Genomic DNA, 13565 nt, shown 5'->3' with positions numbered 1-13565 from the left:
CGCGCCTTTATCACCAGTTGATGATACAAGCGCGTTCTCCCGCCTGTGGAAGGCGGGGACAAGTGCGCGCAGCCGGTTGATCGTTGTACCCGCCTCGGGTGTACCATCGCGGCCGACCCGGAGATCAGCCTGCGATGCCTCACGCCGACTTCGTCCATCTGCGCGTCCGCTCCGCCTTCTCGCTGCTCGAGAGCACGGTCCGGCTCGAGCCTCTGGTGAAGGCCTGCAAGGCGGCGGCGATGCCGGCCGTGGCGGTGACCGATCACGCCAACCTGTTCGGCGTCATGCAGTTCTGCACCGCGGCCAAGAAGGCGGGCGTGCAGCCGATCGTGGGTGCGCTGCTGCCGCTCGCCCCTCTCGAGCCGCTGCCGCGCACGCCGAGCCGGCAGCAGGCGGCCGAGCACGTGGTGCTCCTGGTCAAGGACGAGACGGGCTACGGCAACCTTCTGAAGCTCCTGAGCCGGGCTTACGTCGCGGCCGAGCCCGGTGCCGAGATCAAGGTGACCCTCGACGAGCTGGTCCGGCACCACGAAGGCCTGATCCTCCTCACCGGCGGTCCCTCTGGCCCGATCGGTTGCGCGCTGCGCCGCGGCGATGCCAAGCTCGCCGAGCGCCTTCTTCTCGAGCTCAAGGCTGTCTTCGGCGACCGGCTCTACATGGAGCTGATGCGCCACGGACTCGAGGAGGAGGACGCGGTCGAGCCGGCGCTGGTCGATCTGGCTTACGCCCACGACGTGCCGCTCGTCGCCACCAACGACGTGCACTTCCTCGATGCCGGAGGCTACGAGGCGCACGATGCGCTGATCTGCATCGCCGAGGGTACCCAGATCGCGCAGGAGGACCGGCGCCGGCTCACGCTCGAGCACCGCTTCAAGTCCGCGGCCGAGATGGCGGAGCTGTTTTCGGACCTGCCCGAGGCGATCGCGAACACGCTGGTCGTGGCACGGCGCTGCGCCTTCATGGCGCCTTCCCGCAACCCGATCCTTCCCACCTTCGCCGAGGACGAGGAGGCGGAGATGCGCCGGCAGGCCTGGGAAGGGCTCGAGGAGCGCCTCGAGGAGGCCGTGTTCAGGCCCGGCATGGACGAGGCCGCGCGCGAGGCGGCGGCCAGACCCTACCGCGAGCGGCTCGCTTACGAGCTCGACGTCATCGCCCAGATGAAGTTCCCGGGCTACTTCCTCATCGTCTCGGACTTCATCAAGTGGGCCAAGGCGCACGGGATTCCCGTGGGTCCCGGCCGCGGCTCCGGGGCGGGCTCGCTCGCCGCCTGGAGCCTCAAGATCACCGATCTCGATCCCTTGCGCTTCGGCCTCCTGTTCGAGCGCTTCCTCAATCCCGAGCGCGTGTCGATGCCGGACTTCGACATCGACTTCTGCGAGGACCGGCGCCACGAGGTCATCACCTATGTCCGCGACCGCTACGGTGCCGAGCGCGTCGCCCAGATCATCACCTTCGGCACGCTGCAGGCACGGGCGGCCCTGCGCGATGTCGGCCGGGTAATGGGCCTGCCCTTCGGGCTGGTCGATCGGATCTGCAAGCTCGTGCCGAGCAACCCGGCGAACCCGGTGACCCTCGCCCAGGCGCTGGAAATCGAGCCCCGCCTCAGGGAGGCGCGAGACGAGGACCCGAGTGTGGCCAAGATGATCGACATCGCCCTTCAGCTCGAGGGCCTGCCGCGCAACGCCTCGACGCACGCCGCCGGTGTCGTGATCGGCGACCGGCCGCTCGAGGAGCTGGTCCCGCTCTACCGCGATCCCAGGGCCCTCATGCCCTCGACCCAGTTCAACATGAAGGACGTCGAGAAGGCGGGGCTGGTCAAGTTCGATTTCCTGGGCCTTTCCACCCTCACCATGCTCGTGCACGCGGAGAAGCTCGTCCGCGCGCGCGGCACGCCGCTCAGCCTCGCGGCGCTGCCGCTCGACGACCGGCCGACCTACGAGCTCCTCTCCCGCGCCGAGACGCAGGGCGTGTTCCAGCTGGAATCGACGGGCATGCGCGACGCGCTGCGCAAGCTCAAGCCCGACTGCTTCGAGGACATCATCGCCATGGTGTCGCTCTACCGGCCGGGCCCGATGGACAACATTCCGCGCTACACCAACGTCAAGCACGGGCTCGAGGACCCGAGCTATCTCCATCCGCTGCTCGAGCCGATCCTCGCCGAGACCAACGGTGTGATCATCTACCAGGAGCAGGTGATGGAGATCGCCAAGCAGCTCGCCGGCTACACGCTGGGCGGCGCCGATCTCTTACGCCGTGCCATGGGCAAGAAGATCAAGGCCGAGATGGACGCCCAGCGCGAGGTGTTCGTCAGAGGCTGCAAGGAGCGGGGTATCGAGGAGGGGCTCGCCAACACGATCTTCGATGCGGTCGCGAAGTTCGCCTCTTACGGCTTCAACAAATCCCACGCCGCGGCCTACGCGCTCCTCGCCTACCAGACGGCCTACCTCAAGGCCAACCACCCGGTCGAGTTCTTCGCGGCCGCCATGACGATGGAGTGCGACAACCAGGAGAAGCTCGCCGGCTACCGCAACGAGATGCGCCAGCGCGGCATCCCGCTCTACCCGCCGGACGTCAACGCCTCGACGTCCCGCTTCATCGTCGAGGACGGCAGCGCGGGCACGGGCGTGCGCTACGCTCTCGCCGCCATCAAGGGCGTGGGGGCCGCCGCCGTGAACCAGCTCGTCGAGGAGCGCGAGGCGAAGGGGCCGTTCCGGGACGTGTTCGACCTCATGGCCCGCTGCGGAACGAAGATCATCAACAAGCGCCTGCTCGAGAGCCTCGCCCGCGCCGGGGCGCTCGACAGCCTGATCCCGAACCGCCGCCGGGTCGTGGAGGGCGCCGACGTTCTGCTGCGCTACGCCGCCGCTGCGGCCGAGGCCGCCGAGAGCGCGCAGGTGAGCCTGTTCGGCGAGGCCGGTCCCGCCCGGATGCCGGTACCGGACCTGCCCGATGCCGACGACTGGCCGGCACTCGAGCGGCTGCAGATGGAGTTCGACGTGCTCGGCCTCTATCTCTCGGCCCACCCGCTCGACGGCTACCAGAACGCGCTCGCCCGGCTCATGGTCGTGCCGGGCGACCGGCTGCGGCAGGTGGCGGCTTCCGGAGAAGGCGGCAGGCTGCGCCTCGCCGGCGTGGTCGCGAGCATACAGGAGCGGGTCACCGAGCGCACGCGCTTCGCCCGCGTCATGGTCTCCGATCACGCGGCCCAGTTCGAGGTCACGGTGTTCAGCGAGCTCCTCTCGCAGACCCGCGAGCTGCTTCAGGCTTCGGTTCCTCTCTATTTCGAGGTCGACGCGCGGGTCGACGGCGACAATCTCCGTCTCACCGCCCAGCGCATCCAGAAGCTCGACGACGTCGCCGACCAGGCCCGCGGCGTGGTCGAGATCAGGGTCGCGGCGCCCGCCGTGGCCTTGAAGCTGAAGCCGATGCTGGAGCGCCGGGCGGGCACGGGTGCCCGCATCCGCCTCGTGGTGCCCATGCCCGGCGAGGACGAGGCGGTCCTGGTGCTGCCGGAGGACTATCTCCTCGCCAGCGGCCAGCGCCTCGACGTCGAGCGGCTCGCCGGCGTGCTGGCGGTGCGGGACCTGTCGCTCCCGAACTAGCCGGGGTCACCGGACGAACGAGCGCGGGCGACACCGCGAACGAGCCCGGCGTGATGGCGGCCCACGGCCGCCCGGCCTCGTGCGCGAGAGTCGTTCAGGATAATATTTCCGGATCGGCTCCGGGACGGCCGCGAGGCGGGAGCTCGCGGCCATGTGAAGCGAAATTGCACGAACGAATTCGAGAAATGCAGCCGTGGCAACGATTAACATAAAAAGTGTTGAGGAAGCGTCCCGGCGGCACGCTGCCAGCACCGCGCATCGGGCGCACCGTACCTCGCCGTCCGCTCCACGGTCTCGGCTTTTCCGCCGCACGCCCTTGCCAAGCGCCGGAGCCGCCTATAGATAGCACGCGACCTCACACGCGGGCGAAAGGCGTGACCCTTGCGCCGTCCGGTGCCCGGCCCACGCGGGTCGGGTGACTTGCCCGTGGCGGATCAACCGGAACAGGATCCAAGAGATGGCTTTCCCGACCTTCACCATGCGTCAGCTCCTCGAGGCTGGCGTTCATTTCGGCCACCAGACCCGTCGCTGGAACCCGGCCATGGCCCCCTACATCTTCGGGGTGCGCAACGGAGTCCACATCCTCGATCTGACCCAGACCGTGCCGATGCTGCACCGGGCGCTGGTGGCCATCCGCGACGTCGTCGCCAGTGGCGGGCGCGTGCTGTTCGTCGGCACCAAGCGCCAGGCGCAGGAGCCGATCGCGGCCGCCGCCAAGCGCTGCGGCCAGTACTACGTCAACCATCGTTGGCTCGGCGGCATGCTGACCAACTGGAAGACCATCTCGCAGTCGATCCGCCGCCTGCGCGAGCTCGAGGCGCAGCTCGCCGACCCCGCCACGCAGCACGGCTTCACCAAGAAGGAGCTCTTGAACCTGAGCCGCGAGCGCGACAAGCTCGAGCGTGCGCTCGGCGGCATCAAGGACATGGGCGGCCTGCCCGACATCCTGTTCGTGATCGACACGAACAAGGAGGAGATCGCCGTCCAGGAGGCCAACAAGCTTGGCATTCCGGTCGTGGCGGTCGTCGATAGCAACTGCAACCCCAAGAACATCCGCTACCCGTTCCCCGGCAACGACGACGCCAGCCGCGCCATCAACCTCTATTGCGATCTGGCCGTGGCGGCGGTGCTCGACGGCATCCAGGCCGAGATGTCGGCGTCCGGCATCGATGTCGGCGCCATCGCCGATCTCGGCGAGATCGAGGAGCTGCCTGAGGGCGTGGAGATCCCGGCGGAAGGTGGCGAGGCGGCCGAGTCGCAGACGCATGCGGGCTGAGTGTTCGCTTCGACCCAGCCTGACCAGCATGGAGATCGTTTGAGTATGGCCGAGATCACGACCGCTCTCGTCAAAGAGCTGCGCGAGCGCACCGGCGCCGGTATGATGGACTGCAAGAAGGCGCTGACGGAGACCGGCGGCGACATCGAGGCGGCCACGGACTGGCTGCGCAAGAAGGGCCTGGCCGCGGCGGCGAAGAAGGCCGGCCGCGTCGCCAGCGAGGGCCTGATCGGCCTGACGCTGGCCGAGACCGGCGGCGCGCTCGTCGAGGTCAACGCCGAGACCGACTTCGTGGCCCGGAACGAGACCTTCCAGGAGCTCGTCCGTCGCATCACCGCCCTTGCCCCGCAGGTGAAGGGCGACGTCGAGGCGCTCAAGGCCGCGGCCATCGCGGCCACCGGCCGCACGGTTCAGGACGAGATCACGCAGGCGATTGCCGTGATCGGCGAGAACATGAACCTGCGCCGTGCCGCCTATCTCGAGGTCGACAACGGCATCGTCGCCGGCTACCTGCACAACCAGCTCGCTCCGGGCCTGGGCAAGCTCGGCGTGCTCGTGGCGCTGGAATCGACCGGCGACCGAGCAAAGCTCGCCGAGCTCGGCAAGCAGCTCGCCATGCACATCGCCGCCAGCAATCCGCAGGCCGTCAGCACCGACAAGGTCGATCCCGCCGTACTCGAGCGCGAGCGCGCGATCTACGCCGATCAGGCCCGTCAGTCCGGCAAGCCCGAGAACATCATCGAGAAGATGGTCGAAGGCCGGGTGCGCAAGTTCTACGAGGAGTCGGTGCTCCTCGAGCAGGCCTTCGTGATCAACCCGGACCAGCGCGTGAAGCAGGCCGTCGAGGCGGCCGCCAGGGAGCTGGGGGCGCCGATCCGGATCAAGGCGTTCGTGCGCCTGGCGCTGGGCGAGGGGATCGAGAAGGGCGCGGACGACTTTGCGAGCGAGGTGGCCCAGCTCGCCGGCGTCTGAGGCGCCGTTCATGAACCGACCGGCCCGGGTGGTGTCCTGCTGCCCGGGCCGTTTTCCTGACGTCAGAGCAAGTGCCGGAGCCCAGCCGATGAACGAGGCAGCCACACCGGGACCCAGGTTCCGCCGGGTCCTCCTCAAGATGTCGGGCGAGGCGCTCATGGGCGACCGCGAGTTCGGCCACGACCGCCGTGTCCTGCGCCAGCTCGCCGAGGACTGCGCTGCCGTGCACGCCATGGGTGTCCAGCTCTGCCTCGTGATCGGCGGCGGCAACATCGTCCGCGGCAGCACGCTGGCTGCCGCCGGCGTCGAGCGCTCGACCGCCGACTACATGGGCATGCTCGGCACGGTCATCAACGCGCTCGCCGTGCAGAGCGTGATCGAGCAGCACGTCGGCATTCCGACCCGCGTCATGTCGGCGATCCCGATGGCGGCGGTGTGCGAGCCCTATATCCGGCGCCGTGCGGTGCGCCATCTCGAGAAGGGCCGGATCGTCATCTTCGCCGCCGGGACCGGCAACCCCTACTTCACGACCGACACGGCCGCGGCGCTCCGCGCCGCCGAGATGGGCTGCGACGCGATCTTGAAGGGCACGCAGGTGGACGGCGTCTACTCGGCCGACCCCAAGCGCGATCCCGCCGCCGAGCGCTACGATCATCTCACCTATCTCGACGTGCTCGCCCGCGACCTCAAGGTCATGGACGCCTCGGCCATTTCCCTGGCACGGGAAAGCAGCATTCCCATCATCGTGTTTTCCGTGCATGCTCCGGGAGCGTTCGCGCGGGTGCTGCGGGGCGAGGGGCCCCACACCATCATCACCGAGGAGGCTTTGGCATGAGCGGCCGCCAGCCGGACCTGGCTGATCTCAGGAAACGCATGGACAGCGCGCTCGAGGTGCTGCGCAAGGAGCTGCAGGGCTTGCGGACCGGCCGTGCGAGCGCCAGCCTCTTAGAGCCGATCATGGTCGAGGCCTACGGCTCCGAGATGCCGCTCACCCAGGTCGGCACGATCAACGTGCCCGAGCCCCGGATGCTCACGGTCCAGGTCTGGGACCGCGGGCTCGTGAAGGCGGTCGAGAAGGCGATCCGCAACAGCTCGCTCGGCCTCAACCCCGCCGTCGACGGTCAGCTCATCCGGGTGCCGCTTCCCGAGCTGACCCAGGAGCGGCGCAACGAGCTCGTCAAGGTCGCGCACAAATATGCCGAGCAGGCCCGCATCGCCATAAGGAACGTGCGCCGCGACGGCATGGACCAGCTCAAGAAGCTCGAGAAGGACGGCGACATCTCGCAGGACGAGCACAAGCACTGGTCCGACGAGGTCCAGAAGATGACCGACAAGCACATCGAGGCGGTCAACCAGCTCCTGGAGCAGAAGGAAAAGGACATCCTGCACGTCTGATGGCGGATTCCGCGTGCTGAAGCAGCCTCTGCGGCAGGAAGCGGTGCTGCCGGCGCCGCCGGTCCACGTCGCCTTCATCATGGACGGCAACCGCCGCTGGGCACGGTCGCGTGGGATGCCGCCCGTCTACGGCCATCGTCGCGGTGCCGAGGTCGTACGGCGCACGGTCGAGGCCTGCGCCAAGGCCGGCGTGCGCTACGTGACGCTGTTCGCGTTCTCCTCGGAGAACTGGCGCCGGCCGGCGGCCGAGGTCGGCGACCTCATGGACCTCCTGCGGCTCTACCTCAAGAAAGAGATCGCGGAGCTCTGCCGCAACGGCGTGCGCCTCAAGGTGATCGGCGACCGTGCCGGCCTCGCCGCCGATATCCGCGAGCTCATCGAGGTGGCCGAGGTGCAGAGCCGCGACAACGAGCGTATCACCGTCATCATGGCGCTGAACTATGGTAGCCGGCGCGAGATCACCGACGCCGCGCGCCGGCTCGCCATGGAAGCGCAGGCGGGTCGGCTCGATCCCGCCGCGATCGACGAGGCGATGCTGGCGTCTCGGCTCTACACGGCCGGCATTCCCGATCCCGATCTCCTGATCCGGACCAGCGGTGAGCTCAGGATCAGCAACTTCCTCCTCTGGCAGCTCGCCTACACCGAGCTCGTGTTCGTGCCGGTGAGCTGGCCCGACTTCGCCGAGGAGCATCTGCACGAGGCGCTCCGTGAGTACCAGAAGCGTGAACGGCGCTATGGCGCCTCGGCCGGCTGAGGGCTTCGACCCGGCGCTGCGGCAGCGGGTCGTCTCCGGGATCGTGCTGGCCGTCGCGGCGATCGCGGCCGTGCTCGTCGGCGGCTGGTTGCTCACGCTGCTGGCTCTCGCGGCGATCGTCGTCATGGCCGACGAATGGAGCCGGCTGATACCCCACGCCGGCTTCGAGGCCCGCCTCGTGGCGCTGCTCGCCGCCGCCCTCCTGCCGGCGGCCGCCGTGCTCGCCATGGAGGCCGGCAACGTCTCGCTGGCGTTCGCCGCCCTCCTGCCGGGCACGGCACTCGCCGCGGCCGTGGCCGCCCTCCTGCCGAACGGCTCGCCCGATCGCACGGCGGGCGGTGTCATCTATGTCGGGGTGCCGATCGTCGCCTTCGTGTGGCTGCGGAACCACGTGGCCGCGGGAGCCCTGCACGTGCTGTGGCTGCTCGTCGTCGTCTGGGCGACCGACATCTGCGCCTACTTCGTCGGCCGCACGGTGGGCGGGCCCAAGCTCGCGCCCACGATCAGCCCCGGCAAGACCTGGTCGGGACTTCTGGGTGGCATGGTCGGGGCCGGCCTGTTCGGCGGCCTCGTGGCGCTCGCTGCCGGCGCCGGCTTCGTCCTCGCCGCGACGCTGGGGTCGATGCTCGCCGTGGTGGCGCAGGCGGGCGATCTGTTCGAATCGGCTCTCAAGCGCCGGGCCGGCGTCAAGGACAGCGGGCGGCTGATCCCGGGTCATGGCGGCCTCTTGGATCGGATCGACGGGCTCGTCTTCGCGACACCCGCCTTCGCCGCCGTCGTGTGGCTCATGGCGGCGGGTGCCCGCCCGTGAGCCGCCGTCTTCCCCCTTCGTCCGACCGGCCGCGCAGCATCACGATCCTGGGAGCGACCGGCTCGATCGGACGCAGCACCCTGGCGCTGGTGGCGGAAGCCCCGGAGCTCTACCGCGTCGAGGCGGTGACGGCCTGGCAGCGCGCCGACGAGCTCGCCGCCGTGGCGCGCAGCTGCAGCGCGAAGCTCGCCGTGATCGGCGACGAGCGATGCTATCCGGCCCTCAAGGAGCGCCTCGCCGGCACGCGCATCGAGGTCGCCGCCGGCATGGATGCCCTCGTCGAGGCGGCGGAGCGGCCGGCCGAGTGGGTGATGGCTGCCATCGTCGGAGCCGCGGGCCTGCGGCCGACCCTGGCCGCGGTCCGCCGCGGCGCCATGGTGGCGCTGGCCAACAAAGAATGCCTGGTCTGCGCCGGCGCGCTGCTCATGCGCGAGGTCGCCCGGCACGAGGCGGTCCTGCTGCCGGTCGATTCCGAGCACAACGCGATCTGGCAGGCGCTGGCCGGCAGCGAGCGCTCGGCCGTACGACGCCTGATCCTCACCGCCTCCGGCGGCCCGTTCCGGCGCTGGAGCCTCGAGGCCATGGCGAAGGCCACGCCCGAGCAGGCGGTGAGCCATCCCAACTGGTCGATGGGCGCCAAGATCAGCGTCGACAGCGCCACGATGATGAACAAGGGGCTCGAGATCATCGAGGCGCACCACCTGTTCGGCGTGCCGGAGGAGGCGATCGAGGTCGTGGTCCACCCGCAGTCGATCGTGCACAGTCTCGTGAGCTTCAAGGACGGCTCGCTCCTCGCCCAGCTCGGCGAGCCCGACATGCGCATACCCATCGCCTACACGTTGGGCTGGCCGGCGCGCCTCGCCACCACGGCGCCGGAGCTCGATCTGTGCGCCCGCTCCGGCCTCGACTTCGAGCCGCCCGACCTCGAGCGCTTCCCGGCGCTGCGGCTGGCACGGCTCGCCTTGCGGCAGGGTGGGGCCGCCCCTACTATTCTCAATGCTGCCAACGAAGTGGCCGTGGCGGCGTTCCTGGCGCGACGGATCGGGTTTCTCGGCATAGCCCGTACCGTAGGGCAGGTGCTCGAGCGTCTCGCGGGCGCCGTCGTTGATGATCTCGACGCCGTCGTGGCGTACGATGCCGAGGCTCGGCGGATGGCGGCCGCGGTCGTGGCGACGATCGAAGGCTGCGGCCCCTCATGAAGGACCCAGGTCTCCCATGCTCGCGACCATCATCCAGTATCTGATCCCCTTCCTCCTCATCCTCTCGGTCGTCGTCTTCGTTCACGAGTTCGGGCATTACTGGGTCGCGCGCCGCAACGGCGTGCGGATCGAGACTTTCTCGATCGGTTTCGGTCCCGAGCTGTTCGGCCGCAACGATCGCCACGGCACGCGCTGGAAGTTCAGCGCCATTCCCTTGGGCGGCTACGTCAAGATGCTGGGCGATGCCGATGCCGCCAGCGCCACGGTCGATCTCGGTCACGCCAAGGACCCCGACAGCTTTCCGGCGAAGCCGGTCCTGCAGCGCATGGCGATCGTCGTGGCGGGACCGCTCGCCAACTTCCTCTTCGCCATCGTGGCGCTGGCGCTCCTGTTCGCGACCGTCGGCCGGCCGTTCACCCCGCCCGATGTCGGCGCCGTCCAGGAAGGCAGCCCTGCCGCCGCTGCCGGCCTGCTGCCGGGCGACAGGATCACCGCGGTCGATGGTGCTCCGATCCAGAGCTTCGAGGATCTTCAGGCCATCGTGCGCGACAGCGCCGCCCGGCCTTTGCGCTTCACCATCGATCGTCAGGGCGAGACCGTCGAGCTCACCGTCACACCCGCCGCGAGCGAGATCGAGGACCGGTTCGGCAACCGGCACCGGGTCGGCCTCATCGGCGTGAGCCGGGCCGGGATCGAGTACCGCCGCAGCAATCCGGTCATGGCGCTCTTCGAGGCTACCGCCGAGACCGGACGGATGATCGGCGGCACGCTCCATGCCCTGGGCCAGATGGTGATCGGCAGCCGCGGCACGCAGGAGCTGGGCGGGCCCTTGCGGATCGCCCAGATGTCGGGCCAGATCGCGCAGGACGGCTTCATCCCGGCCTTGTGGTTCACGGCCGTGCTCTCGATCAATCTCGGCCTCATCAACCTGTTCCCGATCCCGATGCTGGATGGCGGCCATCTCCTCCTCTACGGAATCGAGGCCGTCCGGGGCCGGCCGCTCACCGAGCGCAGCCAGGAGATCGCCTTCCGCTTCGGCCTCGCCATGGTGCTGAGCCTCATGGTGTTTGCCACCTGGAACGATCTCGTCCATCTCAAGGTGGTCGAGTTCTTCGCGAATCTGATCTCGTAGCTTTCATACCTTGGCCGTCTCGGCTAAGACATCGCGCGAGCTGGGTACGGCAAAGGTTGGAAATGATGGGATTTCGCAGGCTGTCTCTGGTCGGAGCAGCGGTCGCCCTGCTTGTGCTGCAGCCGGGGCTGCCGGTGCTCGCGCAACAGCAGCAGGAGAGCGGCGGGGTCATCCGGCGGATCGTCGTCGAGGGCAACCAGCGCATCGAGCCGAGCACGGTCGAGAGCTATCTGGCGGTACGCCCCGGCGATCCGTTCGATCCCCAGAAGCTCGACGAATCGCTGAAAAGCCTGTTCGCGACCGGCCTGTTCGACGACGTGTCGCTCGACCGTCAGGGCGACACGCTCGTCGTCAAGGTGGTCGAGAATCCGATCATCAATCGCATCGCGTTCGAGGGCAACAAGCGCCTCGACGACAAGACGCTCGAAGCCGAGATCCAGCTTCGCCCGCGTGTCGTCTACACGCGGGCCCGCGTACAGAATGCCGTGAACCGGATCCTCGAGCTCTACCGTCGCAACGGCCGCTACGCCGCCAAGGTGGAGCCCAAGATCATCGAGCTCGACCAGAACCGCGTGGATCTCGTGTTCGAGATCAGCGAGGGCCCGGTCACCAGGGTCGGCGGCATCGCCTTCATCGGTAACGAGAAGTTCAGCGACAGCACGCTGCGCGGCGTCGTCCAGACCAAGGAGAGCGCCTGGTACCGGTTCTTCACCAGCGACGACACCTATGATCCGGACCGGCTCTCGTTCGACCAGGAGCTCCTGCGCCGCTTCTACTACGCGCGCGGCTATGCCGATTTCCAGGTCGTCTCGGCCGTGGCCGAGCTGACGCCGGACGGTCAGGAGTTCTTCATCACCTTCACGGTCGAGGAAGGGCCGCAGTACAAGTTCGGCAAGATCGACATCGACACGACCTTGCGCGACCTCAGCCCGGATCAGCTCCGGCAGTTCGTCGAGACCAGGAGCGGCGAGATCTACAACGCCGACCAGATCGAAGCGACGATCCAGAAGCTCACCGACGAGGTCGGCCGGCTCGGCTACGCCTTCGTCAACATCGATCCCAAGGTCACGAAGCATCGCGACGATCTCACGATCGACCTCACCTACGCCATCAACGAAGGGCCGCGCGTCTATGTCGAGCGGATCGACATCGAGGGCAATGTCCGCACGCTCGACGAGGTGATCCGGCGCGAGTTCCGCCTGGCCGAGGGCGATGCGTTCAACACGGCGCTCCTGCGTCGCTCGCAGCAGCGCCTGCGCAATCTCGGCTTCTTCGAGACCGTCGACATCAAGACCGAGCCGGGCAGCGCCCCCGACAAGATCGTCATCAAGACCAAGGTCACGGAGCGCTCGACGGGCGAGCTCTCGTTCGGCGCCGGCTACTCGACCCAGGACGGTGTGCTCGGCGACGTTCGCCTGCGTGAGCGCAACCTGCTCGGTCGCGGCCAAGATCTCACCGCGAACTTCACGGTCTCGCAGCGCCGGCAGAACATCGAGTTCAGCTTCACCGAGCCCTACTTCCTCGAGCGCGATCTCGCGGCCGGCTTCGACATCTTCCGCTCGCGCACGGACTTCCAGAGCGAGGCCTCGTTCGACGAGACCAGCACGGGCGGCACGCTGCGGCTGGGCTATCCTTTGACCGAGAACCTGCGGCACGCGGTGCGCTACACCTACCGCGTCGACGACATCCACAATGTCGACCGCGACGCCTCGATCTTCATCCGCCAGGAGGAAGGCGGCCGCTCGACCTCGCTCGTGGGCCAGACCTTCACCTACGACCGGCGCGACGTCCGCTTCCTGCCGTCGGAAGGCTACTATCTCCGTCTCGACCAGGACGTGGCGGGCCTGGGTGGCGACAACCGCTTCCTGCGTCACGAAGGACGTGCCGACTTCTACTACCCGTTCTTCCCCGACGTCGTGCTCAATCTCGGTGCCAGCGCCGGCTACATCTTCGGCTTCGGCGGCGAGGACGTGCATCTCGCCAACCGGTTCTTCATCGGCGGCAACACCCTGCGCGGCTTCCGCTTCGGTGGCATCGGCCCCAGGGACAAGGAGACCGACGACAAGCTCGGCGGCAATCTCTACTATGTCGGCACGGCCGAGCTGCGCTTCCCTCTGGGTCTGCCCAGCGAGCTGCGCATCTTCGGCCGCACCTTCGTCGACGCCGGCACCCTCGAAGACATCGACGTGAGCGGCCCTACCTTGGACGAGAACAAGGGCTTGCGTGCATCCGCCGGTGTCGGTCTGTCCTGGCTGTCGCCGCTCGGTCCTCTGTCGATCGACGTCTCGCAGCCGTTCCTCAAGCAGTCGCACGACGAGACCGAGGTGTTCCGGCTGTCGTTCGGCACGCGGTTCTGATGCACGGGCGGCATCGCGGCACGATCGGGTCACGCGCGCCGGGGAGGCGGTCCTGCGGCGCGGCGCT

General features: G+C 68.4%; 10 protein-coding genes. All 10 read left to right on the top strand.

Translation table 11 applies throughout. The features are described 5' to 3' along the window. The first annotated feature begins 134 nt into the window (after positions 1 to 134). Entirely contained in the window at positions 135 to 3602 is a 3468-nt protein-coding gene (gene dnaE, locus U1T56_RS00645) for a DNA polymerase III subunit alpha (RefSeq protein WP_418157494.1), read from the top strand. A gap of 457 nt (positions 3603 to 4059) precedes the next feature. Then, entirely contained in the window at positions 4060 to 4878 is an 819-nt protein-coding gene (gene rpsB / locus U1T56_RS00640) for a 30S ribosomal protein S2 (RefSeq protein ID WP_418157493.1), read from the top strand. Positions 4879 to 4923: 45 nt separating this feature from the next. Next, the gene (gene tsf / locus U1T56_RS00635) at positions 4924 to 5850 is read left to right on the top strand and encodes a translation elongation factor Ts (protein WP_418157492.1); all 927 of its coding nucleotides are present in this window, start codon (positions 4924 to 4926) and stop codon (positions 5848 to 5850) included. A gap of 88 nt (positions 5851 to 5938) precedes the next feature. Next, on the top strand, positions 5939 to 6685 hold the full coding sequence (pyrH, locus tag U1T56_RS00630) for a UMP kinase (RefSeq protein WP_418157491.1): 747 nt from the start codon (positions 5939 to 5941) through the stop codon (positions 6683 to 6685). Further along, on the top strand, positions 6682 to 7245 hold the full coding sequence (gene frr / locus U1T56_RS00625; protein WP_418157490.1) for a ribosome recycling factor: 564 nt from the start codon (positions 6682 to 6684) through the stop codon (positions 7243 to 7245). Before pyrH ends, frr begins: the two co-directional genes overlap by 4 nt. A 79-nt stretch (positions 7246 to 7324) precedes the next feature. Further along, positions 7325 to 7999, top strand: coding sequence for a polyprenyl diphosphate synthase (gene uppS, locus U1T56_RS00620; RefSeq protein ID WP_418157829.1), 675 nt, complete (start codon positions 7325 to 7327; stop codon positions 7997 to 7999). After that, positions 7953 to 8810, top strand: coding sequence for a phosphatidate cytidylyltransferase (locus U1T56_RS00615; protein WP_418157489.1), 858 nt, complete (start codon positions 7953 to 7955; stop codon positions 8808 to 8810). The genes uppS and U1T56_RS00615 overlap by 47 nt, the downstream gene beginning before the upstream one ends. Further along, on the top strand, positions 8807 to 10009 hold the full coding sequence (locus U1T56_RS00610; RefSeq protein ID WP_418157488.1) for a 1-deoxy-D-xylulose-5-phosphate reductoisomerase: 1203 nt from the start codon (positions 8807 to 8809) through the stop codon (positions 10007 to 10009). Before U1T56_RS00615 ends, U1T56_RS00610 begins: the two co-directional genes overlap by 4 nt. A 16-nt stretch (positions 10010 to 10025) precedes the next feature. Next, positions 10026 to 11141, top strand: a complete 1116-nt coding sequence (gene rseP / locus U1T56_RS00605) for an RIP metalloprotease RseP (protein WP_418157487.1) — start codon at positions 10026 to 10028, stop codon at positions 11139 to 11141. Positions 11142 to 11203: 62 nt separating this feature from the next. Continuing rightward, positions 11204 to 13498, top strand: a complete 2295-nt coding sequence (gene bamA / locus U1T56_RS00600) for an outer membrane protein assembly factor BamA (protein ID WP_418157486.1) — start codon at positions 11204 to 11206, stop codon at positions 13496 to 13498. Positions 13499 to 13565: the final 67 nt, after the last annotated feature.

The organism is Benzoatithermus flavus (assembly GCF_037908215.1).
GTDB classification, from domain to species: domain Bacteria; phylum Pseudomonadota; class Alphaproteobacteria; order Geminicoccales; family Geminicoccaceae; genus Benzoatithermus; species Benzoatithermus flavus.
The sequence above is the reverse complement of the archived record's forward strand: the minus strand, read 5'-3'. Positions and strand labels throughout refer to the sequence as shown.

Excerpts from the sequence above, each read along its gene's own strand:
- dnaE (WP_418157494.1), top strand. The coding sequence starts at position 135 with ATGCCTCACGCCGACTTCGTCCATCTGCGCGTCCGCTCCGCCTTCTCG.
- rpsB (WP_418157493.1), top strand. The coding sequence starts at position 4,060 with ATGGCTTTCCCGACCTTCACCATGCGTCAGCTCCTCGAGGCTGGCGTT.
- tsf (WP_418157492.1), top strand. The coding sequence starts at position 4,924 with ATGGCCGAGATCACGACCGCTCTCGTCAAAGAGCTGCGCGAGCGCACC.
- pyrH (WP_418157491.1), top strand. The coding sequence starts at position 5,939 with ATGAACGAGGCAGCCACACCGGGACCCAGGTTCCGCCGGGTCCTCCTC.
- frr (WP_418157490.1), top strand. The coding sequence starts at position 6,682 with ATGAGCGGCCGCCAGCCGGACCTGGCTGATCTCAGGAAACGCATGGAC.
- uppS (WP_418157829.1), top strand. The coding sequence starts at position 7,325 with ATGGACGGCAACCGCCGCTGGGCACGGTCGCGTGGGATGCCGCCCGTC.
- rseP (WP_418157487.1), top strand. The coding sequence starts at position 10,026 with ATGCTCGCGACCATCATCCAGTATCTGATCCCCTTCCTCCTCATCCTC.
- bamA (WP_418157486.1), top strand. The coding sequence starts at position 11,204 with ATGATGGGATTTCGCAGGCTGTCTCTGGTCGGAGCAGCGGTCGCCCTG.